Source organism: Paraburkholderia sp. GAS33, assembly GCF_050436645.1.
Lineage (GTDB): Bacteria > Pseudomonadota > Gammaproteobacteria > Burkholderiales > Burkholderiaceae > Paraburkholderia > Paraburkholderia phenazinium_B.
On record NZ_JBNDMP010000011.1, the window covers coordinates 141,958 to 164,975 of the forward strand.

Annotated in this window: 18 protein-coding genes and 1 pseudogene; 11 read left to right on the plus strand and 8 right to left on the minus strand. The window is 61.1% G+C overall.

Features of this window, described 5'->3' with window-relative positions; all coding sequences use genetic code 11:
- Positions 1 to 15: 15 nt before the first annotated feature.
- Together P3T24_RS29040 and gcvA are read right to left on the minus strand one after the other, a co-directional pair.
- A complete protein-coding gene (locus P3T24_RS29040) occupies positions 16 to 1,527 on the minus strand; it encodes a sugar ABC transporter ATP-binding protein (protein ID WP_429440037.1) in 1,512 nt (503 codons plus the stop codon).
- A gap of 283 nt (positions 1,528 to 1,810) precedes the next feature.
- Positions 1,811 to 2,758 (minus strand): transcriptional regulator GcvA, encoded by a 948-nt coding sequence (gene gcvA, locus P3T24_RS29045; protein WP_429440040.1) that lies wholly within the window; start codon positions 2,756 to 2,758, stop codon positions 1,811 to 1,813.
- Between the two features lie 182 nt (positions 2,759 to 2,940).
- On the opposite strand from gcvA, the gene P3T24_RS29050 reads away from it, so the two are divergent.
- Together P3T24_RS29050 and P3T24_RS29055 are read left to right on the plus strand one after the other, a co-directional pair.
- Positions 2,941 to 4,092: an epoxide hydrolase family protein gene (locus P3T24_RS29050; protein WP_429440043.1), complete on the plus strand. Its 1,152-nt coding sequence runs from the start codon at positions 2,941 to 2,943 to the stop codon at positions 4,090 to 4,092.
- A 376-nt stretch (positions 4,093 to 4,468) separates the two neighbouring features.
- Entirely contained in the window at positions 4,469 to 5,641 is a 1,173-nt protein-coding gene (locus tag P3T24_RS29055; RefSeq protein WP_429440046.1) for a TIGR03118 family protein, read from the plus strand.
- Between the two features lie 388 nt (positions 5,642 to 6,029).
- Here P3T24_RS29055 and P3T24_RS29060 read toward each other — a convergent pair whose 3' ends face one another.
- On the minus strand, positions 6,030 to 6,827 hold the full coding sequence (locus P3T24_RS29060; protein ID WP_429440048.1) for a TetR/AcrR family transcriptional regulator: 798 nt from the start codon (positions 6,825 to 6,827) through the stop codon (positions 6,030 to 6,032).
- Here P3T24_RS29060 and P3T24_RS29065 point away from each other — a divergent pair.
- On the plus strand, positions 6,766 to 7,347 hold the full coding sequence (locus P3T24_RS29065; protein ID WP_429440051.1) for a hydrolase: 582 nt from the start codon (positions 6,766 to 6,768) through the stop codon (positions 7,345 to 7,347). The genes P3T24_RS29060 and P3T24_RS29065 overlap by 62 nt on opposite strands.
- A 189-nt stretch (positions 7,348 to 7,536) precedes the next feature.
- Positions 7,537 to 8,655 (plus strand): FUSC family protein, encoded by a 1,119-nt coding sequence (locus P3T24_RS29070; protein WP_429440054.1) that lies wholly within the window; start codon positions 7,537 to 7,539, stop codon positions 8,653 to 8,655.
- Between the two features lie 162 nt (positions 8,656 to 8,817).
- Here the strand turns inward: P3T24_RS29070 and P3T24_RS29075 are convergent.
- Both P3T24_RS29075 and P3T24_RS29080 read right to left on the minus strand, forming a co-directional pair.
- Positions 8,818 to 9,033: pseudogene (locus P3T24_RS29075) on the minus strand (alpha/beta fold hydrolase); the annotation flags it as partial.
- Between the two features lie 81 nt (positions 9,034 to 9,114).
- Complete coding sequence (locus tag P3T24_RS29080) at positions 9,115 to 10,824, minus strand: long-chain-fatty-acid--CoA ligase (protein WP_429440056.1); 1,710 nt, start codon at positions 10,822 to 10,824, stop codon at positions 9,115 to 9,117.
- A 670-nt stretch (positions 10,825 to 11,494) separates the two neighbouring features.
- Between P3T24_RS29080 and P3T24_RS29085 the strand changes: the two genes are divergently transcribed.
- Both P3T24_RS29085 and P3T24_RS29090 read left to right on the plus strand, forming a co-directional pair.
- The gene (locus P3T24_RS29085) at positions 11,495 to 12,073 is read left to right on the plus strand and encodes a hypothetical protein (RefSeq protein WP_429440059.1); all 579 of its coding nucleotides are present in this window, start codon (positions 11,495 to 11,497) and stop codon (positions 12,071 to 12,073) included.
- A 172-nt stretch (positions 12,074 to 12,245) separates the two neighbouring features.
- On the plus strand, positions 12,246 to 14,678 hold the full coding sequence (locus tag P3T24_RS29090; protein ID WP_429440197.1) for an ATP-binding protein: 2,433 nt from the start codon (positions 12,246 to 12,248) through the stop codon (positions 14,676 to 14,678).
- 118 nt (positions 14,679 to 14,796) lie between these two features.
- On the opposite strand, the gene P3T24_RS29095 is transcribed toward P3T24_RS29090, so the two are convergent.
- Positions 14,797 to 15,402, minus strand: a complete 606-nt coding sequence (locus tag P3T24_RS29095; RefSeq protein WP_429440062.1) for a TetR/AcrR family transcriptional regulator — start codon at positions 15,400 to 15,402, stop codon at positions 14,797 to 14,799.
- Between the two features lie 127 nt (positions 15,403 to 15,529).
- Here P3T24_RS29095 and P3T24_RS29100 point away from each other — a divergent pair, with 127 nt between their 5' ends.
- The 3 genes from P3T24_RS29100 to P3T24_RS29110 all read left to right on the plus strand — a co-directional run bounded on the left by P3T24_RS29100 (position 15,530) and on the right by P3T24_RS29110 (position 19,265).
- Positions 15,530 to 16,453 carry an NAD-dependent epimerase/dehydratase family protein gene (locus P3T24_RS29100; protein WP_429440065.1) on the plus strand — a complete coding sequence of 308 codons (924 nt, stop codon included), beginning with the start codon at positions 15,530 to 15,532 and terminating at the stop codon, positions 16,451 to 16,453.
- Positions 16,454 to 16,455: 2 nt separating this feature from the next.
- Entirely contained in the window at positions 16,456 to 16,800 is a 345-nt protein-coding gene (locus P3T24_RS29105; protein ID WP_429440068.1) for a DoxX family protein, read from the plus strand.
- Positions 16,801 to 17,069: 269 nt separating this feature from the next.
- The gene (locus tag P3T24_RS29110) at positions 17,070 to 19,265 is read left to right on the plus strand and encodes a glycoside hydrolase family 28 protein (RefSeq protein WP_429440070.1); all 2,196 of its coding nucleotides are present in this window, start codon (positions 17,070 to 17,072) and stop codon (positions 19,263 to 19,265) included.
- A gap of 85 nt (positions 19,266 to 19,350) precedes the next feature.
- Here the strand turns inward: P3T24_RS29110 and P3T24_RS29115 are convergent, their stop codons facing one another.
- Together P3T24_RS29115 and P3T24_RS29120 are read right to left on the minus strand one after the other, a co-directional pair.
- Positions 19,351 to 20,199: a DUF2182 domain-containing protein gene (locus tag P3T24_RS29115; protein WP_429440072.1), complete on the minus strand. Its 849-nt coding sequence runs from the start codon at positions 20,197 to 20,199 to the stop codon at positions 19,351 to 19,353.
- An 8-nt stretch (positions 20,200 to 20,207) separates the two neighbouring features.
- Complete coding sequence (locus tag P3T24_RS29120; RefSeq protein WP_074265717.1) at positions 20,208 to 20,975, minus strand: DUF899 domain-containing protein; 768 nt, start codon at positions 20,973 to 20,975, stop codon at positions 20,208 to 20,210.
- 110 nt (positions 20,976 to 21,085) lie between these two features.
- On the opposite strand from P3T24_RS29120, the gene P3T24_RS29125 reads away from it, so the two are divergent.
- Both P3T24_RS29125 and P3T24_RS29130 read left to right on the plus strand, forming a co-directional pair.
- Positions 21,086 to 22,345 carry a helix-turn-helix domain-containing protein gene (locus tag P3T24_RS29125; protein WP_429440076.1) on the plus strand — a complete coding sequence of 420 codons (1,260 nt, stop codon included), beginning with the start codon at positions 21,086 to 21,088 and terminating at the stop codon, positions 22,343 to 22,345.
- Between the two features lie 16 nt (positions 22,346 to 22,361).
- Positions 22,362 to 23,009: a DUF5074 domain-containing protein gene (locus tag P3T24_RS29130; protein WP_429440079.1), complete on the plus strand. Its 648-nt coding sequence runs from the start codon at positions 22,362 to 22,364 to the stop codon at positions 23,007 to 23,009.
- Positions 23,010 to 23,018: the final 9 nt, after the last annotated feature.

Below are 23,018 nucleotides of genomic sequence, written 5' to 3' on the forward strand. Positions count from 1 at the left end.
TGGACCTCTTGAGATTCACGCTGCTTTTAAGGTTTCGCGCCGCGTCGCCAGTTGCATGATGCGCTCCTGCGTCGCCTCCGCGGCTGAAAGTTCGCCAGTAATGCGGCCCTCGCACATCACGACGATGCGGTCGCTCATGCGCAGGACTTCCGGCAGCTCGGACGAGATCATCACAATCGCCTTGCCCTGCCCGGCCAGTTCGCGCAGCAGCTTGTAGATTTCGCTCTTCGCGCCCACATCGATACCACGCGTCGGCTCGTCGAAGAACAGCACGTCGCAGTCGCGCTCGAGCCATTTCGCAATCACGATTTTCTGCTGGTTGCCGCCCGACAGAAGCCGCACCGTTTGCGTCGCCGAGGGCGTGCGGATGCCGAGCAGCTTGATGAAATGTGAAGCGGTCTTGCGCATCTGATTGCGGCGCAGGAAAAAATTGAACGACAGGAATTTGCGCAGGTTGGACATGACGATGTTCGATTCAACATCCATGCCGGTTGCAAGACCGAAGCGCTTGCGGTCTTCCGAGAGATAGCCGATACCGCGCTTTACCGCGTCGCTCGGCGTCCTGATCGTCGCCTTCACACCGTTGACGATGATTTCGCCGGATTCAACCGGATCAGCGCCGAACACGGCGCGCGCAACTTCGGTGCGGCCCGCGCCCATCAGGCCGGCAAAGCCCAGGATCTCACCTTTGTGCAGCGCAAAACTCACGTCTCGCACGAGCGGCCCAGCGTTCAGATGATTGACTTCGAGGGCGACCTCGCCTTTGCCTGTTCCGCGCTGGGAAGGCTCGGCGTCGGTCAAGGTTCGGCCCACCATCATGCCGATGATCGTTTCGACGCCGGTATCTTGCGCATTGACCGTTGCCACATATTCCCCGTCGCGCAGCACGGTAACGCGATCGGAAATCTGCTTGAGCTCATCCATCTTGTGGGAGATATAGATGATTCCCACGCCCCCGCTCTTCAGTTCCCGAATGATGCGGAATAGCTCAGCGATCTCGGCGTCGTTGAGTGCCGAGGTCGGTTCATCCATGATCAGCACGCGCGAATCGAAGGACAAGGCCTTGGCGATCTCGACCATCTGCTGCTTCGCGACCGTCAGCGTGCTGACGATGGCGCGCGGATCGAGCTTCATATGCATTCGCGCAAGGATCTCACTCGCCTGCTTATTGAGCTTGTCTTCATCGAGGAACACGCCGAGCCGTCCACGCGGCTCGCGGCCGATGAACATGTTCTGGGCGACGCTCAGATGGTTCATCAACTGCAGTTCCTGATGGATGATGCATACGCCCAGAGCCTGCGCCTCGCGCGGGCTCTGGAAGTCCACGGGCTGGCCGTCGTAGACAATCTCGCCGGAATCGCGGGTATACACGCCCGCGAGGATTTTCATCAGCGTCGATTTGCCTGCACCGTTCTCACCCATTAGCGTGTGGACTTCGCCCGCCACGAGATCGAACTGGATGTCGTGAAGCGCTCGCACGCCGGGAAAGCTCTTGCTGAGCTTCTTGACGGAAATGAGCGGGGTCATGAGGCGGACACCGTGAGAACGCCACGGCTGCCGCTGGCCTTCCCGGAAGAACCGGATCGAACAGGCACCGCAGACGCCATGTAGCGCCGGATATCGCGGTCAAATTCGCAACGAGAAGCCAGACACATTGCTGGACCCCCAATCAGATGTAAGACGATTTTACGATGCTGGGTGGCAGCCGCTCAAGCGTAGGCATTCCCTAATGTCTGAGCAAATTCCGGCTGCGCCTGATTGTGTCGGCTTGACGTCTGCTTGTGCCCGCTTGCACCTCCTTGTGCCTGCTCTATTGCGATCGCGACGGGCGCCGGGAGCGCCGTGTACGCGGAGAAGGCGAGGAACGCGGCAAATCCGCGCCTTCGCGTTCGAGCCACGCGCGGAACAGCGCGACCAGGTCGTTGTCGCATTTCGCATCCGGAACATACGTGCAATAGCTTCGAGACGGCAGGCGCGGACCAGCAAACGGCGCGACCAGCCGGCCAGCGGCGAGATCGTCGGAGACCAGCGCAGTCGGGCCCATCGCGATGCCGATTCCATCAATGGCGGCCTGCAAGGTCAGGTAGAAGTGGTCGAACGTCAGGGTGGCAGCCGGCCGCAGCGAGGGAATCTCTGCCCTTGCCAGCCAGTCCGGCCAGAGCCGCGGCAAACTCGACGTATGCAGCAACGTATGCTGCCGCAGGTCGTCAGGCATCCGCAGCGGCAGTCGCTGAAGGAGTGCCGGGCTACAGACCGGGAGCCGCTCCTCGGCGAGAAAAGGCTGCATCGCGTAGCCATAGAACGTATCCGGACCGCCCCGGATGATGATGTCGTAAGGCTCTTTCACACTCTCCACCGGCTCGTTCGACGTCTCCACTGTCACATCCACGTCGACATGCTCAGCGCGGAATTTTGCCAGCCTCGGCACCAGCCAGCGCAAGGTGAAGGTCGCGGGAGCGTTCACGGCCAGGGTGCGCGAAGCCGTTCCGGAGACACCATATCTGGCGGTTGCCTGCGAGAGCTGCTCGAAGAGCGGGCCGACTTCCTCCAGATAGGCCTTTGCCGCCGGAGTGAGCGCCACGCGCCGGTTGTGCCGTTCGAACAACGGCGCACCAAGCCAATCCTCGAGCAGACGCACGTGCTGGCTCACCGCACCGTGAGTCACGTGCAATTCGGTGGCGGCATCCTTGAAGCTGCCGAGCCGGCCGGCAGCCTCGAAGGCACGCAGCGCATTAAGTGGAGGCAATACCCGTTTCATTCACGAGAGTTTCTCTAACACGAAGGGTCAATCTAACGGGTTTGTGGTCGGACCACAAGATAGATATCTTGCCTGGTGCCCTCGGGCTGCTCGCTCATCTGAGGGAAAACCGAATTTCGTTAGACTGCGTATTCCTGGCAATCAGTGGTTGCCAATCACTGCACCCTTCCCGAGGACGTGCCATGCATATCGAGCCATTTCAAATTTGCGTGTCCGATGTTGAGATCGACGACTTGCGCCGGCGTTTGCGCGACAGCCGGTGGGCGCCCGCGACACCGTCCGAGCCATGGCAACAAGGCGCAGACGCCACATGGCTGCGCGAACTGGTGAAGTACTGGGCCGACAGTTTTGATTGGAGGGCTGCGGAACGCGGTCTGAACCAGCAGCCTCAATTCATGGCCGACGTGAACGGTCAGCGTGTGCACTTCGTTCATCAGCGCGGTGTTGGACCCCGGCCTTATCCGCTGGTTATCACGCACGGGTGGCCCGGATCGTTCTTCGAATTTCATGAGCTGGCGGAGCGTTTGCGCGACCCGGCTGCATTCGGTGCGGACCCGAACGATGCCTTCGACATCGTTATTCCTTCACTGCCGGGCTTTACGTTTTCGACGGCGCCTGCCGCCGCAGGTACTTCGGCGTTTCAGGTGGCCGATCTGTGGGCATCGCTGATGCGAGGTCTTGGGTACCAGCGTTTTGGTGCTCAGGGTGGCGACCTGGGCGCGGGGGTGTCGATCGCGCTTGCCTTGCGGCACGCCCAGGTAGTCGATGGAATTCATCTAAACTTTCTGCCGAGCTCGTACGAACCGGCAATTGACGCCACTGATCCGCCACTTACCACCGCAGAGCAAAACTATCTTCGGGAGAAAGCTGAGTGGGCTGCGCTCGAGGGTGGTTATGCGCATATGCACGGCACGAGGCCGCAAACATTGGCCGCGTCGCTTAATGACTCGCCGGCCGGACTGGCCGCGTGGATCGGCGAGAAGTTTCGCGCGTGGAGCGATTGCGACGGGGTTATCGAGCGGCGATTTTCGAATGATGAACTGCTTACCAACCTGTCGCTCTACTGGTTCACCCAGAGCATTGGTACCGCCATTCAGATGTACTGGGAAAACCGGCTGCAACCCATGCGTTTCACCGCCGGACAACGGGTATTGCCGCCGGTGAGCTTTGCACACTTTCCGAAAGAGATTAACCACCCGCCACGCGGATGGCTGGAGCGGGTGTTCAATGTCGCGCAATGGACCGACATGCCGCGTGGCGGCCATTTCGCGGCCATGGAAGAACCTGAACTTCTTGCGGCCGACATTCGGAGTTTTTTCAGGCGTTTCCGGTAGTGAGGTTGTTGAACGCCATCGCGACATCAACAATGCCCCCGACGATCGATAGTTCTCCTCTGTCATGCAGAGACTTTTCCGTCCGCATGCATCGCGGGCGGTATTGCGGGTCCCCTCGGCAAGGCGATCCATGTAAGGTCCTTGCGGCTATTCGCTGATGGCCTGAAGCACGTCACGCGCGTTCACAACTTTTTGGCTGGACGGATGGAATAGTCTCGCGTGTTATTCGTTGCACGGCATCTGCTTTTATCTAGCCAGTTCAACCATTGTAGTCACACGAAATCGCACACGAAATAAGCCCTGTCGCGGGAATAAACCCCGTGTCTACTTCGTTCAATGACTGTCACGGCTTTCGGACAGAACAGGGGGTGCGGTCATGAAATCTCTACTCGACGTGTTCGGCGTCGTAGCATGCGGCGCGGCTATCGCGACTCTCGTGTCATGCGGGGGCAACTCCGGTTCGAATAATTCAAACCCACCCATCCAGTCGTCGTTCAGTGTGACGGCCCTCGTGTCGGATGGCGCGGTGCCCGCTGCGCACACGGACGCGAATCTGAAAAACCCATGGGGCATCGCCTTCAATCCGAAAGGCTTCGTTTGGGTCGCGGACAACGGTACCAATGTCGCGACGCTCTATGACGGCAACGGCGTGCCGCAATCGCTGGTCGTCACGATACCCGACGGCAAGAATGGTTCAGCATCGCCCACGGGCATCGTCTTCAACGGCACACAAAGCTTCACCGTCCTGGAAAACGGCAAGTCGGGCGCCGCTGCATTCATCTTCGCTGGGGAAGGCGGAACCATCACCGCCTGGGCGCCCTCCGTCGGGCCGACCAACGCGTTCGTGATGTACGACGACGGCACGGGCGGCGCCGTGTACAAGGGTCTCGCGCTCGCGGCAATGAACGGAAACAACTTTCTTTACGCGACGGACTTCCATAACAACAAGATCGACGTCTTCAATACCAACTTCACCAAGGTCGCGATGCCAGGCAACTTCACGGACCCGGCGATTCCGGCCGGCTTCGCGCCGTTCGGCATTCAGGCGATAGGCTCGAATCTGTTCGTCACCTATGCGATGCAGGATGCGGCCAAGCACGACGATGTCGCGGGCGCGGGTCTCGGCATGATCGATGTGTACGACACGGCGGGCAACCTGAAGCAGCGCTTCGCGACGGGCGGCTCGTTAAACGCGCCCTGGGGCATTGCGCAAGCGCCCGGCAACTTCGGCTCGATGAGCGGTGCGATACTGATCGGCAATTTCGGCGACGGCACGATCAACGCGTTCAATGCATCAAGCGGCCAGTCGATGGGGCCGCTCAATGGACCGAACGGCGGTCCGGTCGCTGAGCACGGCATGTGGGGCATTGCGTTCGGCAACGATCTCAGCAATCAGCCGTCCAACACACTGTTCTTTGCCGCGGGGCCGAATGACGAAGCCGATGGCGTCTATGGAAGAATCGATCTGAATACCACGTCGAGTTCAGGCGCGAGCACGGGTTCGGGCACGGGCACAAACGCGGGCGTTGGGACGAGCATGGGCATGTAGCGCTGATCGCGCAATAGACAACTGTCGTTCTCTATGCGAGCGCGGCCGCATTTTTTTTGCAACTCGACGCGCGCCGCAGACCTGGCGACGCAACTTGCCGGGCGCAGCGCGAGTGGCCGTTAGACCGCTAACGTCTCCCGCTTACGTCGGGAATTGGGCTGCTGCTCCCTGCCATAAAAATCCCTTCGAACTGCGTTCACGAACGTCAGGATGTGAGGGGCAGATCTGCCGTTGGAGCCTGGTATTGCCGACCGGCTAATGCCAGAGCGGCGCTCTGGTCCGCGAAAAACATCCATGGTATGGCTCATGGTGCGGAGCCCGAAATTGACTACATGGCACAAAGGGGCGAACCGTGCGCCTGGGATTGGACGTACCACGCTGTGGCGACTTATGAAGACGTGAGGGTATCCAGGTTCGCACGCTGGATCGCGTCCTGCAGGTAATGACGCATAAGGCCCTCCAGTTCGTCCATGACAGCTTTACGACTGGCTATGGAGGTATCGCCATTAACCGCGACGGCCGCCTTCATGATCTGCTGGATCACGGCGGCACGGACGGCGATCTCTGCCGGTGCCAGATGCGGCGCCACTTCAGCCAGCACGGATTCGATCTGTCTACGCAGACTTTCGCGGATGCTCATGGTGCCCGGCAGAGCGTAACTGTAGGTCTCGACCAGGACCGCAAATGCCGGATGGGTCGCGCGGAACTTCACGAACGTTCTCGTCAACCGGCTCGCAAGCAGCGATACGTCCAGAGACGGCGCAGCCTCGCGCAGCTTGTGGAACGTCTCTGCCAGTATGTCCAGATAGCTTTCGAGCAACGCACCCGCGATTCGGTCCTTGGTGGGAAAAAATTGATACAGCGAGCCAATTGATGCGCCCGCGCGGGAGGCAATCGCCGTCATGGTTGCTGCGTCGTATCCCTTGTCTGCGAATTCGGTACCCGCTGCCTCCAGCAGCGCTGCGACCCGTGCGTGACCGCGTGCACGCTGTGGGGCTTTCGCTTGCCCGCTTTCGGCACGCAATGTTGCGGTTGACTTTTGTGAGGGCATGCTCATAAAATAGAAATGTGAGACGAGCCTCACAATACACCTTTGGCTCACTAACTTCAACGGAAGGCAAAAGATGTTGCAGAAACTTGACTCCAAAACTACGGCGCTCGTTCTGATCGACCTCCAACAGGGCATCCTTGGTTTTGGAAAGGCCCCTCGCAGCGCCGAATCCGTGCTGACGGCCTCAGCGAAGCTCGCTAAGCGCTTTCGGGAACTCAGTGCGCCGGTCGTGCTGGTCCGCGTAGGCTGGAGCGACGATTTCGGCGACGCGCTGAAGCAAGCCGTCGACCAGCCCGCGGCGCTTCCTGCCGGCGGACTTCCGTCGACGTGGTGGGACTTCCCCGAAGCGCTCGAAGCCGCCGAGCACGATCTCAAGATCACGAAGCGGCAGTGGAACGCATTTCACGGCACGGAACTCGATCTGCAATTGCGCCGCCGTGGCATCAAGACCATTGTGCTCGGCGGAATTTCGACGAATATCGGTGTGGAGTCGACAGCACGAGCTGCCTTTGAACTCGGCTACACACTCGTGCTCGCCGAGGATGCGATGAGTTGCGCCACGGCTGAGCATCATCACGCGTCGGTTAATTACATTTTTCCGAGGCTCGGCCTGGTGCGTCAGTCCGAGGACGTGATCCAGGCACTCGCGGACTGACACTGGTCCACGAAGGCGCATGAGGGCCCGAATGCGCAGCCGCTGACAGGCCGGAAAGTGCGCCGGTCGGTACGCCTTCATCTGGAACAACCGATCGGATCGGGTCAACTCGCGGATTTGTACATCGACCTGTCCGCACACGCGAGAGGGCAGCAGCAGAGCACGAAGATTCGGTGCAGGAGTTCCGGGATGTCCAAATCAAGGTCCGACGAACAATCAATTAATCGTATAACCGACGCTTCGCCGACGCAAAAAAGTCGTTACGAGGCTGTCGGGTCGGCCGTGTCGCGCATCGGGGCTGCTATCGATAGCAAGGCGCTTGTTCGCACGTTGACGGCCCTTTTCCCATTAGTCGTCCTCGCGCTGGTTTCCGGTCAGACAAAGTGGTTGCTCGTTTCGCTGGTGACGGTGTCAACCGCTATCGCAGTGGATCGCTCGCATCTCGCTCCGCTCGGGGTTATTTCCCACGGGATAACCATCGGAGCGGGCTTCCTGGTATTGATGGCCTCGCTTGCGTATCCACCACTGTTTGTCGTAGCCACAGCCCTAATGGCAATGGGGTCGATTTTGGTGACCGCACGGGGAAGCGAATTGCGCTCACTCGGTAGCTATACGTTCATTCCGGTACTTTACCTCGCCTGCGAGAGCGCCGAGGGAGTGATGCAATCCTCACTCATTCATCGCGGGTTCGAACTTCTTCCCTTCGTATTGGCTGCTTTCTTGCCGGTTCTGCTGATTTCCTCGATCAATCATTACCGCGAACGCCGTCCAGAGGTTCCATATCTAGCGCACTATGCGAAATGGTCGAAGCGTTCTGAGCGTGGCGATCGTGTTCCGTACGTCGAAGCGATGATCGCAATAGCACTCGCCGTAGGCCTCGCAGCAGCGCTCGTGGAATGGAGGCATATCGAGCGCGGACAATGGATGATCTGGTCTGCGGCGAGCGTGGTGACGGGCAGTGCGGCGAGCGCCCGAGTCAAGTTCCGGAATCGTATCGCGGGGGCCATCTTAGGCGTGCCGGCCGGTATCTTCGTCGGGTTGTTGGTCCCCCACGACTATTTCGTGCGAGACCTGGTTATCCTCGCTGCGTTGCTGACACTCGTCTGCATTCGGCCCTACGTTATGGCATTCGGCACGCGTTGCGCCTGCGCCGCGATGGCATTCGTGGTTGCCGGGCAGTCGTGGACTTTCGCTAGCGAGCGTCTGATCAACGTAGCGGCCGGCAGTGCGATCGGTCTCTTGATTACGCTGGCTGTGCACGTTATCGCGAGGCGCATCGAATGCTCGCGCAAACCGGTCTCATTTTGATGATCGGCAAGATTCCGGTCGCCCCTGTCGACGAGTCCGATGTTGCGTCGCGCGCGCAAGCGAACGGCCGTTCGGAGCTGCTCATCGGCCGTTCAGCGATCCGCGCGACCATACCGGCAATTGCACGATAGCTACACTCGCAATGATTGGAATCGCGATTTCCCGCGCGAGCAGCGGAATGAGACTATCAAACATCCGCGACGACGACGGAAACCCGTGAAGAAGCACGATGGTTGGCGCGTCTTTCGGCCCCGCCTCTCGATAGAAAACGCCAACACCTTTCACTTCCACCCGGTGATAAGTAAGGGTCGATGAGGACGATCCGCTCGGATCAGTTCTGCGTGGGCGGGAATCGGTAGACGAACTCTTTGTATTCATGGTGACTCCGTTATGAGGCAACGTTGGAGCGGCAAGTTAAGTCTGCGCCCTTCGGTCCCTCGAAGCAGACGACATTGCCCGTCAGTCACCTTGGCTGGCGACCAAGGCGGACGCATTTTCCCGCTCCTGCAGCAGTCGCCACTGAACCTTTCCGCTGCCCGTTCGGGGCAGCCCAGCGACGAATTCGACGATCTGGGGTACCTTATACGCAGCCATATGCTCATGTGCCCATTCAGTGATCTGCTTTGCTGATACATCAGCGCCGGCCCGCACGACCACGAATGCCTTCACCGCCTCACCCTTGCGCGCGTCTGTTGTTGCTACGACACATGCTTCCTGAACCGCAGGGTGCGCAAACAACAAAGTCTCGACTTCCGCGGGCCATACCTTATAGCCAGACACATTTATCATTCGCTTCAACCGGTCGACGAAGAAGAAATATCCGTCCTCGTCGATATAGCCGAGATCGCCAGTGCGCAGATAACGTATGCCTGAAACCTCGACGAAGGCGTCGCGCGTGGCATCGGGGCGTCCCCAGTAACCCGTGAACACCTGCGGACCGCTGATCAGAATCTCGCCCGTTTCCCGCGGACCGAGCACTTCGAGCGTGATGGGATCAACCACAATTGATTCGGTATCCTGTATCGGTATGCCCAGACACTGCAGCTTGCATCGCTGCGGTGGATTGATGTGAGTCGCTGAGATGGTCTCGGACAACCCGTAGCCCTCCATGTAGGGGACACCCAAGCGAGCTTCGATGCGCTGTGCCAGTGCGTTCGGCATGGCGGCGCCACCGCCCGCCAGACGCTCGATGGAACTCAAGTCGAAACGCTCAAGATCGGGCAGGCTCATAAAGTCAACCATCATCGTCGATATCGCAATCCAGAGCCCTACGCGATAGCGCTCGATCAGGAGAGCGGCACATCGACTGTCCCATCGGGTCATCACGACCATGGTCGAACCGAGAGAGATCGCCACGTTCATGCATTGCTGCATGCCGGTAACGTGAAACATCGGCATCGCGCACAAGATCGCCGAGTCAGGCGACACATGACACCATTGCGCAGAGGCCGCGACGACATGCGTTGCGCTACGATTGGTGTGCATGCATCCTTTCGGCGCGCCCGTGGTGCCCGACGTGTAGGGGATCACCGCAAGGTCCTCGGGCGATGCCACGTACGGCGACGGCTGCTGAGCGGCCGCAAGCGCGGCCCGCCAGCGCACCACGTTCGGCGCAATAGTTACAGAGTGCTCGGAGTAGATATCGAGTTCGGGGACGGTCTCAGTCAGCACGACTGGCAGCGGCAGGTCGGTGTTGTCAGCAAGATAGTCGGAATAGCGCGCCACAATCGCGTGGCTGATCGCACCGCCAAGAAGAGGCTGGGCATTCTCGTAGAGTTCTTCACCCAGCAGAACGACCTTGGCGCCGCAGTCCTCAATAATCTGCTGAAGTTCGGCAGTCGTGTTCATCGGATTCACCGGCACAACCACTGCATTGGCTCGCAAGATTGCATAGTAGCCGATCACGTATTGCGGGCTGTTCTGCGTATACAGTGCGACGCGATCGCCACGCGCGACGGCGCATTGACGCTGCAGAAAGCCGGCCAGCGCCTCTACTTCTTGCCGCAATTGCGCATAACTCAACGTCCCGCCGTAGTAGTGAAGCGCCGTCTTCCCGGGATATCGGCTGGCAGAGGTTTCGAGGTTTCCGTACAGCGAAGGCTGCGGCGATGACAGGTGATGCGCAAGGCCCTCGGGCCAGTATGGCGAATCTTTCACGTTTCCCTCCATCAGGTGGCGCTCCGGATGCCTTCAACGATTGATGCCGTTGAGTCGGCGCCGTTGCCGTGGTATCCGTTATGTACGACTGGAAAAGCCGACGGCGTTATCGAGCTTTGTTTGTGCGTTCGATCCCGTCTTAAGCTTAGTACGCCAGTGACGCTGCGACACAGTATCGACGGCTCTACTTGCTGGCCGACCTACGAGGCCTTCGCAGTCATTTGCTCCCAGCGATAGCGCGTTATTCGCGCCGCGCGATTCTGAATATGTCTGCCTTTTGTCCGATGTTCATCTGGCATCTGTGAATATTGTGGATTACGCTACTTTTTGCTATGCGACTTTAAAACGTAGCTGACTCACGAAGTCACAATTGCGCGGACTTTCGTGCACCCCTTCTGCACGTGCCTGCCAACACCGAGCGAAAAACGACCGCCTGGTGGGGCATTTCGCCATTTAATTACTTAGACCAACGCCGCGGCTTTCTCGCATCCCCAGCGGGAACAGCCGACCGCATCGACAGCCCCTCGTTGTCTTATCGCGCGTTTCCGCAAACGGCGGCAGCCAGGTATTACTCCAGCAATCTTTAATTTCATTGGTTTGAATTGGACGCCGCATCCGGCCGGCAAACAGGCTCCTGCCCGCCGCGATGTTACGCGCCTGATTTGGCGACAAGGAGATGGCCATGAAGATCAAGCATTTAAGCATTTTGTCGGCAGCCGCCGTTGCACTTCTCTCGCTCAGCGGCGCCGCGCAGGCCGGCGGCCCCGGCGGCGTTTGCTCGAACGCAACGCTAAAGGGTGCGTTTGGGTTTATCGGTCACGGAGAGATTCTTGGACTGATAGGCGCCGATGGTACGGTGCACCCTTACGCTGCCCCATCGATCCTCGATGACGTCGCGCTGGTGACGTTCGACGGCGCGGGCAATTTTTCGCGCACCGACTTCGGGGTTATTGGCGGGCTGCCGAAAGGGGGTGAGACCACATTCAATCCGAACCAGACCGGCACCTACACGGTGAACTCCGATTGCACCGGTACCATGAAAATCGTCTATACCCCCGGCGGAGGCGTTCCGGCCGGCGTCGAAACTGATCTGAACATCGTCGTGGCTGCTGACGGCACGCTCATCGAATCGGTTGTCTACAGGGCGATCACTGTCTCAGGTGCGAGCGCGGACGGCGTAGTAACGTGTCCGTCATATTGCCAGCAAGGTGTGCAGGAAAGTTTTGAGGGGAAAAAAGTCCTGGTCTACGGTTTTCGTTAGTCAGGTCCGGATGGACTCACAACGGTCGGACGGGCTTTCAATTTGGAGTCCATATTCGCGCTACACGTGAGATTGATCCATCGTCGTTTGAGCATACCCAGGGGTTTTCCCGCCTGTGGAAGCAGGTGGGCGCGCCGTTACTACAGGTCATCGGTAAGGACTGGTAATGATCATGAGGCGCGAATTCAACCGGCTGGATGTATTGACGCAACTGCTCGCGGGATCAGCGGCCATGGTCGTGCTGATCGTCTTGCTGGGCGTGGTGGCCATTATCGAGATGCACGCAGGTAACAGCCGGGTATCAGCGCTGCAGGGAATCCAGCTACCCGCGGTGCGCAGCAGCCTGCAGATGGCCGCGAGCACGCGCGAGATCGCGCTGGGCGAATTTCTCGCCGTCGGGGCGAATACGCCGCTGGACATAAAGCACGGCACAGACATGACCGACGCCGGCATCGGCATGTTCCGTAACGCGCTGGCTGGCTATCGCGCGCTCGCTTCGGGCGATGACGTGGCGCGCGTCCGACGCGTGGCCGATTTCTTCGAACACTACATTGCTATCGACGCGAAGATCCGAGCCTCGCTGGCCGACGGCAATCAGGCGGATGCCTCGCAGCAGATCATGGGGGCGGCAGCACAAACCCGCGCCGCGCTTGATCGCGAACTGGAGGCCATTGTGGCGGGCAACGATGCCGCGGCCGCAAGGGAGGGCGCCGCCGCGCAGGCCGCGTATCACCACACGATCCTCACGGTCGCGGGTTTCATCCTGTTCGCGTCGCTCATCGCGCTCATCGTCTCGCTCGTGATCGCCAGAGGCATCCTGCGCCAGCTCGGCGGAGAGCCGCGGGTTGCCGCTGCCCTCACTGCCCGCATTGCCGCTGGTGACCTCTCGACGGCCATCCGCACGCGCCCTGGCGATGGCACGAGCCTGATGGTCGGGCTTGAGTTCATGCGTGAGCGCCTGGCCGCCATGGTCGAGGAGATCCAGCAGAGCTCACTCCAGCTGAAACAGAAAACCGCCGACATCCAGGCGATGCTGCAGAACATGCAACAAGGCATTTTGACCGTCGTCGACGGCGGCATCGTGCATCCGGAATACTCGGCGTACCTCGAAGCGATCCTCGAGACGACCGACATTGCGGGGCAGCCGCTGCTCGATCTCGTGTTCGACAACACCGACGTGGGCAGCGATGCGCGTGCGCAGATCGAGGCTGCGCTCGACGCGTGCCTCGGCGAAGACAGCATGAACTTCGCGTTCAACGAGCATCTGCTTGTCAACGAAATCTCGAAGACGATGGCCGATGGCCGCGTGAAAATTCTCGACCTGAGCTGGTCGGCGATCATCGGCGAAAACGACATCGTCGTGCGCCTGATGCTGTGCGTGCGCGACGTAACCGAGCTGCGTGCGCTTGCCGCCGAAGCGGGCGAGCAGCGCCGCCGCCTCGAAATGATCGGCGAGATCCTTGCGGTGAGCGAAGAGAAGTTTCACCAGTTCGTGGAAAGCTCGATCGGCTTTATCCACGAAAACGAACGCATCATCCGCGAGCATGACAGGCCCGATCTGGACGCGGTCGCGAAGCTGTTCCGCAACATGCATACGGTGAAGGGCAATGCACGCACCTACAGCTTCCAGCACCTCACGAGCATCGTGCACGACGCCGAGCAGCGCTATGACGCGCTGCGCACGGCGCAAGGCGATCACATTTGGGACCAGCAGGCGCTGATCGCCGACCTCGGGCGCGTGAAGGCCGCGCTCGAAGCGTACGCGACGATCAACGAAGTGAGCCTCGGCCGCAAGGGCGGCAAGGCCGCGAGCAGCGCCGAGCGCTACCTGATGGTCGACATCGCGCTGATCCAGCAACACCTCGAAATGCTCGAGGGGGCGGATGCGTCGGATCCGCAGGCGTTGCTGGAGATGCGTGAGTCGATGCACCGCACGCTTCGGCTGCTCGGTACTGCGACGCTCGGCGAAGCGCTCGGCGGCGTACTCGGCTCGCTGCCGTCGCTCGCGCAGGAGCTCGGAAAGGAAGTGCCGCACGTGCGGATTGACGACAACGGCTACCGGGTCCGCAGCCAAGCGTGCGGTGTGCTGTGCGATGTCTTCACGCATTTGCTGCGCAACTGCGTCGACCACGGCATTGAGCCGGCGGACGAGCGCATCGCCGCGGGCAAACCGGCGCCGGGCACGATCGCGCTGGAGATGGGCGTCGACGACCACGCGCTGCAGATCACGGTCAGCGACGACGGACGCGGCCTCGCGCTGGCGAAGATCCGCCGCGCGGCAATTGAACGCGGATGGCTCAGCATTGACGAAGCGGCGAGCGACGAGACCATCGCCGCCTTCATCTTCCGTCCGGGCTTCTCCACCGCGCAGACGGTGAGCGAAGTGTCGGGACGCGGCGTCGGCATGGACGCGGTGCGCGATTTCATCCGCCGTGAGCATGGCCGCATTGAGCTGCGCTTCACCGATGACCGTCAGGGCGCCGACTTCCGCAGCTTCCAGACGGTCGCCTGGCTGCCGGAAACGTGGACGGTAGACAGTCTCGGGGAGCCGGACCGCGCGCAACGCAGGCGCGGTGACGAAGTAAGCACAGCGATCGCAGGATAAGGTGCCACGCCAGGGGCGTGATGAATTGATTCAGTGAATCAACAGGCACCGTCCTGCTTCCCGCGCTATACGCTGTTGCATTCCGCATGCAGCGGCTCGACACCTTATGCGGTACTCCTTAGCGAAGTGCAGCCGCTACCGCCTCGTCGATCTGCAGCGCAAAGCGTGCTTCAACATCGGGCACCATGTAGCCAATTGACAGTTCCAGATACGCGTCGCCAAGCACCAACTGAACGAATGTCGCTGACCGCAAGGCAGCAGTCGATTCGTCAAATCGCTTGCGCAGAATCTTTGCGGCGAAGGCACGCACGACCTTTGCACCATTTTCGTAAAACACCTGGCCAAGTTCCGGAAGACGCTCGGCCTCAGCAACGATGGCCCGGTAAAGCCGCAAATTATCCGGCGTAATAAGACCTCGTGCCAGCAACCATCCCAGCTCGCGCAACTCGACTTCGGGTGCGCCGTCGGTTTGCTCGCCCTGAGCGCTGGCAAGCAGCGCGCCCACCTGAGCGCACATCTCGCCGACCAGACCAACGAAGAGCGCCTCCTTCGACTTGAAGTGGCGGTAGACCGTCTGTTTGCCGACGCCGGCGGCCGAGGCGACATCGTCCATCGTTGCCAGGCCGAAACCTTGGCTTAAAAAAACGGTTTTTGCACCGTCGAGGATGGCGAACCGCTTACGGCGTTGCAGCGGGCTCAGGTCGGGGAGAGAAGAAGTGTCCATGCGAGATAAATAGCAGATCATTGAGTAGTTGACAAGACTGGTCAGTCTCGTTTAGATTTGCGGAAACGAGACTGATTAGTCTCGTTTGTACGGCTATTCAACTCGCAGCCAAACATTGGAGAACGCTTTGAAACTGTTCATCACAGGTGGTACTGGCTTTATCGGGCAAGCGGTCGCGCGCAAGGCTATCAACCGCGGCCATCAGGTGACGGCGTTGGTTCGCAAGGACACTTCGGCGGCCGCCAGCAAACTGGCACATCTCGGTGTGACACTGCATTCCGGCGACCTGCGCGAGCCACAGTCTTTCGCCGCGATTGCCGGTGCCGCTGATGGGGTGGTGCACACCGCGTCGACCAACGATGCTTCCGCCGGCGCTGCTGATGAGGCCGCGGCTGTCGCGATGCTTTCGCATCTGCATCCGGGCGCGGCGTTTGTTTATACGTCGGGCACCTGGGTCTACGGCAATACGGAGGGGGAACACGCGACTGAAGCATCGGCGCTGAATCCGACGCCACTCATCGCCTGGCGGCCCGCAGTGGAGCAACAGGTGCAGGCGCTAGCAGCAAGCCGCTCGATTGCTGCAGTGATCCTCAGGCCGGCGATGGTGCATGGCTACGGTGGCGGCGTGTTTGGCATGCTTGCCGGCATGGCCCGTCAAACTGGTAGTGTGAAGATCGTAGGCGACGGTCGCAACCACTGGCCTGCCGTTCACGTCGATGATCTCGCCACGGCCTATCTGAGCGCGATGGAGCGGGCGGCACGCGGGGACGCACAAGTCATGGGACAGATCTTCAACGTGGTCACGGAAGAGGCCGTTGCCCTTGCCGAAATAGGTGAAGCAATTCGGGCCTCGGTCGGCGCCGATCGCGTCGAACCCTGGCCGCTCGACGATGCTCGCCAATCGCTGGGACCGTTCGCCGACGCGCTGGCACTCGATCAGACAGTAAGCGGCCAGCATGCCCGGCGAGTTCTTGCGTGGACGCCCCACGGCCCCGGCCTGATTGCGGATCTCTCTGCGCAAAAGCACTTCCAGCAAGTCAACGGAGCATGACCATGGCGTGGAACAGTGCATCTTTCGAGTCGATTCTCGCGATGATCGTAGCGATTCTGTTCGCGGTTGCCGGGGTGGTCAATCTCGCGGGACGCGGCGCGGTGAAGCGCGACTTCGCGCGCTGGGGTTACCCCGCATGGTTTCATTTGCTCTGTGGCGCTCTCGAGCTGTTGTGCGCGGCACTTCTTTTTGGACAACAAACCAGAGTATTGGGCCTGATGCTGGCCGGTGCGATTTTGATCGCCGTGCTCTTCACGCTGGTGCGAAACCGCGAGTCGTTCGGGCATCTCGCCCCGGCGCTGGTCTTCTCGGCTCTCGTGGTGGTTACTGCGGCGCTCCGCGGTTGAGGCTTGCCGCCACGGTGCGTCCCTCGCCGCGTTGTAAGGCATCTTTCAGGCATGCCCGCCAACTTGCGCGATCAGTACCACTACCAGGTCACATTTGATTGACAATTCTCACATCGTCTTACAACAATAGCAGTAAGGATCCCATCAGAAGGTCCTGCCCGATCTCGTCACTGCGTCTATGCATTCCGCCGCGCACGAGCGTCGCCACGTCGCTCCCTGGAAGACGAATGGATGACCACTTATCGGTAAGACAAAAGGAGATGAATCAAATGGCAGCGCATGACAAAGACGATACTCCGCTCCCCGCACCCCACAACAACGCGCCCGCCTCGCCTGGCCGGCGCGCGTTTATGGCCTTTGCCGGAGTATCCGCAGGTGCAACCCTTCTCGCGACCGGCCGCGCAGCGGTAGCGGCAGACTCCATGTTTCCGTTTCCTTCAGGTCCCGGAGACCAGCCTCCGCCACAACCCGGCCACCCGTTCGCGTCCGACCCAATCTGGGGCCCAGCCGGCGAGGCCACGGCCGTCATCAGGAGGCTCGCCTATATCAGGCCCGAGATGTTCTCCCGCGCAGACTTTCACGTGATGAGCTACGGTGCACGCACGCTGCCCGCCTCCGCGCTGATTTCGTCGACCGCGTGGCCGGGCGGCAAGATTCCCTGGGTGACCGGCGGCACGGAGCAGACGGCGCATCCGACCAGCGACCTGCAAAGCCCCGGCTCGGACGTGATGGTGCCGTGCGACTACACGGGCACGCAGCACGACTCGTGTGCCGCGTTCAATGCCGCGATCATGGACGCGAATCGTGCCGGCGGCGGCCGCGTGGTGGTGCCGGCCGGCAACTGGTATTGCGGCGGTCCAATCGTGCTCCTGAGCCACGTGAACTTCCATCTGGAGTCGGGCTGCACGATCTATTTCAGCCCGAACCCGGCGGATTACGCGAAGAGCGGTCCGTACAGGACGGCGAACGGCAATCTGTACCACACGCGCTGGCAGGCGAACGACTGTCTGAATTTCGGCTCGCCGATCTATGCGTTCCGCCAGACCAACATTGCACTGACCGCCGACGACAACACCTGCGTGCTGAACGGTCAGGCGATGACGCCGATACAACTCAGCAATCAGCCGCCGACCTCGTGCTGGTGGACCTACAAGGGCAGCAGCAACACGTATGGCTGTGCGGGTTCGTCGACGCCATCGCAGGCTTATGCGAATCCGAACAACGTCCCACTGACGAGCCTCCCCGCTTCCCAGATCAAGAACCCGCAGGCAAATGTCTCCTTTACGAATCAGTACGGTGTGACGGGTTCGCTGATGGACCTGCTCACAGGCACGGGCTGGAACCAGGACCAGAACTATCTGCCCGCGCTGTCCGAGCTGCGCGTGCCGTTCGAGGACCGCATCTTCGGCAACGGACACTTTCTGCGTCCATGCATGATCGAGTTCATCGGGTGCACGAACGTGCTCCTGCAGAACTACCACACGCAGAACACGCCGTTCTGGCAGCACCATCCAACCGATTGCATGAACGTCGTGATCGACGGCGTGTTTGCCGACAGCGTTGGCCCGAACAACGACGGCTTCGATCCGGACGCGTGCAACTACGTGCTCGTACAGAACGTTCAGTTCAACACCGGCGACGACTGTATTGCAATGAAGTCCGGCAAGTACCTCGACACCGAGTACGGTCCGATGCAGAACATCGTCGTGCAGAACTGTACGATGCAGAGTGGCCACGGCGGCCTGACGATCGGCAGTGAATTGAGTGCGGGCGTGCAGAACGTCTACGCGCGCAATCTGACGATGCAAAACGAGAACTGGGCGAGCAATCCGCTAAATATCGCACTGCGGTTCAAGACCAACATGAACCGCGGCGGTTACATCAAAAACGTCTGGATCAACGGTGTAACGCTGCCCAACGGGGTGAACCTGGCCGGCAAATATGGCGGTGGCGCGCTCGGCGCCGCCATCAGCAAGATCACCGGTACCGGAACGACCGGTCTCGCGACGAACCCGTCCACAGGTCAAGGCGGCCTGATTACGTTCGACTGCGATTACAGCCCGTCCGGCGATGCGGTACGCTGGACTCCGTCGGTGATCAGCAACATCAACATCTCGAACGTGAACGCGAGCGATGTGTCGGGGGCGGTATCGTACTCAATGCCTTCGGGCTTCGTCGCCGGGTCGAACTCGTGCTTCCAGGCGATCGTCATGCAGGGCCCCGAGGCGGTCGACTACAACGGTCCGCTACCGGTGCCGACCGTGAGTCCGATCAGCGGCGTCACGATCTCGAACTGCAATCTCGGCTCGCCGGTGTGCACGGGCGCGGCCCCGACGACGCCTTCGACGTCTGCGTCGGCGGCGCCGGGTCCGATCTTCGTAAGCAATGTCAGCGGTATTACGCTGAATAATGTGGTGATCACGGGCACCACGTACAACACGACGCTGAGCGCATCGGCGACTTGATATAGACGCACACGGCGGCGGGCAATCGTGGCCGTGTGCGCGGCGATATCAAGTGACGAGCCGGTTCAAACCCCGGCCTTTCCGATCATCCCAACCCTACGGCTCGCCCGACCAGAGCCACGCCCACGCTGACAATCACAACGCCGATCACGCGCGCGACATCTTCGCTGAATGGCGCGAGACGCTCTACGGTGATAGCCGCTGTTACCCCAGCCATCACCCAAACATTCATGACCCCGGCAACGAGCAGGATCGACGTCAGGCCAGCGCAGCAGTAGCTGCAATGAAGCCCAAGGCGCAGGCCGTATCGCCACGCTGCGCCGGCATCCGTTGGCAGTTCGCAGTCACAGTACCCCGGAGCTTCCCGGCAACAGCCAAGGTGACGGACCTTCCAGCTAGTGAACTGGAGCGCCCCCGCTCCGAGCACGACCATACCGGCCACGACCGGAACGGCGCGCGCCAACACCGATAGCTGCATCTCCAGCGCCGACAGCGCGGCGCCCACCGCAAAAGCAGCCAGCCCCAACAAGGCCCAGACAAAGAAATACGCCGTGCCCGCCAGTAGGGTGAGCCGGTCAGGCTGCGTCTGACCCGCCCCGGCCAACGCCTCACGATAGCGCCACAACACAGGCGCAAGCGATGGCAGCATCATCGCGACCATCATCACGAGCCACATGCCGAGGAACGATGCCGCGACACCGGGCCATGTCTGTCCGCACATCGGCAGCCACGCCATCGACATCGTCCAGCCGCCTGGCATCGGCATCTCGCCCATCGCCGACATCGACGCGCACCACATGAGCGTCACCGTCGCGCTTGCTGCAAACAGCAGCGCGCAGATGCCGTAAAAAGTGAAGCCGGCGCGTTGGAAAACCGCGTGGCGCAAGAACGCCCCACGCGGTGTCCGCTGACCGGTTGCGCGAACGTCACTCATGACTGGGCTCAACCCCTGGCGTACTCATCATGGCGCTTCCACCAGACGCCCGTCTCGTTGCGTCCCTTCGGCGCACGGTCGAGCCACTGGTACATGCCCCAGATGCCGTCCACGCCGCGCGCATAGGTGGAGTACGTGTGATACACGACGCCATCCTCGAGTATGAAAGCGCTCATTCCAGGCCGGTCGCGCGCGTACGTTTGCGCGTCGGTTCCGCAGTTAGCTGCAAACTGGACGACGGGCTCAGGTGCCGGTGTCGCATCCATCGCATGCCGGCCACGCAGGTAGTTGTATTCGACTTCGCCATCACGCTGTTGCGCCTCTGTGAACGAAATATTGAAGTCGAAGTTGAAATCGCTCCCGGCCGAGGACGCCCACGGAAACGTCCATCCCATGCGCCGTCGGTAGGCCAGCAGCTTCTCCAGCGGCGCCCGCGACACAGCGGTGAGCGTGACGTCATGGTTAGCGAGGTGAACGGCGATGCCGTCGAACCCATCCGCAATCGATGAACACGACGGGCACCCAGCCTTATAGTCCGGCCCGAACATGAAGTGATAAACGAGAAGCTGCGAGCGTCCACTGAAAAGCTCCGCCAGCGATACGCTGCCTTGCTCGGTATCGAACCGGTACGCCTTGTCGATCCGCACCCACGGCAGGGCCTGGCGTTGCTGCACCAGTTCGTCGCCGCGGCGCGTGAACTCCTTCTCCGCTGCGAGCAATTTGAGCCGCGCCGCCAGCCATTCTTCGCGTGTCCCGGTTGCATGTGTCGTCGTCATGATTCGCTCCTTAGGTGTCCTGTGTCGTTTGTTCCGTTCCCAAATCCGCTGAGAGGCTTGGGTGTCGTGCTAGATTAGTCCCGGGCACCGCAGGAGGGGGAGTGACAAGTGTGACGCGATTAGAGCAGCCGAAGGACTCGCCAGTCTCAGCAGCGGCGCATGCGCTCGCGGCCGGCGACCCGCTCGGCGCGCTGAAGCGGATCGCATTGCGCGACGACGCGCCCGCACTTGCGCTACGCGGCATCGCGATGGCGCAACTCGGCGATTTCGTGCGAGCCAGGGCGCTGGTGCGCAGTGCAGCACGCGCCTTCGGTGCAGGAGAGGCTGTATCCCGGGCTCGATGTGTGGTCGCCGAAGCCGAGATCGCGCTCGCCTCGCGCGACCTCGCGTGGCCCACCAAGGCGCTCGACGCCGCGCGGGCGACGCTCGAAGCGAGCGGCGACCGGGCTAATGCTGCGTATGCGCGGTATCTCGAGATGCGGCGTCTGCTACTGATTGGGCGCCTTGACGAGGCTGAGCACGCACTCACCGAACTTGACCCCACGCCCTTTCCACCCGGACTCAGGGCCGCTCACGAACTGGTCGTCGCAGGTATAGCAATGCGCCGCCTGCACACGCAAACAGCCCTTGCCGCGCTCAAACAGGCCGAATACGCCGCGCACCGCGCGGGCATCCCTGCGTTGAAGGCTGAGGTCGAAAACGCATTCTTCGTATTGAACGCGCCCGCCGCAAGGTTAATTGCATGTGGCGAGGAACGCCCTCTTCTGCTTGCCGAAGTCGAAGCCTTACTGGCATCCGACACGCTCATCGTCGATGCATGCCACTATGCCGTGCGCGAAGCGGACACCGTCGTTTCGCTCGCAAGGCGTCCTGTGTTGTTCGCGCTTGCACGCGCGCTCGCCGAAGCGTGGCCGTCCGACGTGCCACGGGACACGCTGATCTCGCAGGCATTCCGCACCCGGCATCCCGACGAATCGCATCGCGTACGCCTGCGCGTCGAAATCGGACGGCTTCGCACATTGCTCGGGACGCTGGCGAGCGTGAATGCAACGAGAGCCGGTTTTGCACTGGCGCCGCAGCGGGCGCGAGAAATCGTGGTGCTGGCGCGACCCGTCGAAGAAGGACATGCGGTGGTACTCGCCTTGCTCGCCGACGGTGAGTCATGGTCGAGCTCGGCGCTCGCGCTTGTGCTTGGCGTCAGCCAGCGCACCGTACAGCGGACGCTCGACTCGCTGGCGGCCGCCGGCAAGGTGCAGTCGTTTGGACGTGGACGGGCGCGTCGCTGGATGACCCCGGCCCTGCCGGGATTCACGACGACATTGTTACTCCCCGCGCCGCTACCGGTTGATTATGATGGAATCGACAGGTGACCAACAGGGAGACGCCATGAAGCGTGCAACAGCAGAAATCGTCAATGAATACGGCCCATTTCCGGGTATCGATGGCGTGCATGGCGTCACCTATGATGGTGAGCACGTCTGGTTTGCCAGCGGAGACAGGCTGAACGTGCTCGATCCGCAGAGCGGCAAGACGCTGCGCTCGCTCGATGTCGCCGCGCACGCAGGCACGGCCTTCGACGGCCAGCACCTGTACCAGATCGCCGATCATCACATCCAGAAGATCGATCCGCAGACCGGCCGCGTGCTCGCCTCGATCCCGGCCCCTGGCGGCGACGATGCCGCAGGACTCACGTGGGCCGAAGGGTCGCTGTGGGTGGGGCAGTATCGGGATCGGAAGATTCTTCAGATCGACCCCGAAACCGGGAAGGTTCTTCGCAGCATCGAATCGAACCGCTTCGTCACCGGTGTGACGTGGGTTGACGGAGAGCTTTGGCACGCCACATGGGACGATAACGAAAGCGAGCTACGACACGTCGATCCACGCAGTGGCGAAGTCGTGGAGAGTCTCGAAATGCCGCCCGGCGTCCACGTGTCCGGGCTGGAGTCCGACGGAGCCGAGCAGTTCTTCTGCGGCGGCGGACGCAGCGGCAAGCTGCGAGCCGTCCGCCGGCCGAAGCGCGGCTCCCCTGCCTGAAACACCGCC

Coding starts and splice junctions, on each gene's coding strand:
- P3T24_RS29115 (WP_429440072.1), bottom strand. CDS start 20,199: ATGAGTGACGTTCGCGCAACCGGTCAGCGGACACCGCGTGGGGCGTTC.
- P3T24_RS29130 (WP_429440079.1), top strand. CDS start 22,362: ATGAAGCGTGCAACAGCAGAAATCGTCAATGAATACGGCCCATTTCCG.
- P3T24_RS29105 (WP_429440068.1), top strand. CDS start 16,456: ATGGCGTGGAACAGTGCATCTTTCGAGTCGATTCTCGCGATGATCGTA.
- P3T24_RS29110 (WP_429440070.1), top strand. CDS start 17,070: ATGGCAGCGCATGACAAAGACGATACTCCGCTCCCCGCACCCCACAAC.
- P3T24_RS29065 (WP_429440051.1), top strand. CDS start 6,766: ATGTTGCAGAAACTTGACTCCAAAACTACGGCGCTCGTTCTGATCGAC.
- P3T24_RS29120 (WP_074265717.1), bottom strand. CDS start 20,975: ATGACGACGACACATGCAACCGGGACACGCGAAGAATGGCTGGCGGCG.
- gcvA (WP_429440040.1), bottom strand. CDS start 2,758: ATGAAACGGGTATTGCCTCCACTTAATGCGCTGCGTGCCTTCGAGGCT.
- P3T24_RS29095 (WP_429440062.1), bottom strand. CDS start 15,402: ATGGACACTTCTTCTCTCCCCGACCTGAGCCCGCTGCAACGCCGTAAG.
- P3T24_RS29060 (WP_429440048.1), bottom strand. CDS start 6,827: ATGCCCTGTTGGAGGTCGATCAGAACGAGCGCCGTAGTTTTGGAGTCA.
- P3T24_RS29085 (WP_429440059.1), top strand. CDS start 11,495: ATGAAGATCAAGCATTTAAGCATTTTGTCGGCAGCCGCCGTTGCACTT.
- P3T24_RS29070 (WP_429440054.1), top strand. CDS start 7,537: ATGTCCAAATCAAGGTCCGACGAACAATCAATTAATCGTATAACCGAC.
- P3T24_RS29050 (WP_429440043.1), top strand. CDS start 2,941: ATGCATATCGAGCCATTTCAAATTTGCGTGTCCGATGTTGAGATCGAC.
- P3T24_RS29090 (WP_429440197.1), top strand. CDS start 12,246: ATGAGGCGCGAATTCAACCGGCTGGATGTATTGACGCAACTGCTCGCG.
- P3T24_RS29080 (WP_429440056.1), bottom strand. CDS start 10,824: ATGGAGGGAAACGTGAAAGATTCGCCATACTGGCCCGAGGGCCTTGCG.
- P3T24_RS29040 (WP_429440037.1), bottom strand. CDS start 1,527: ATGACCCCGCTCATTTCCGTCAAGAAGCTCAGCAAGAGCTTTCCCGGC.
- P3T24_RS29055 (WP_429440046.1), top strand. CDS start 4,469: ATGAAATCTCTACTCGACGTGTTCGGCGTCGTAGCATGCGGCGCGGCT.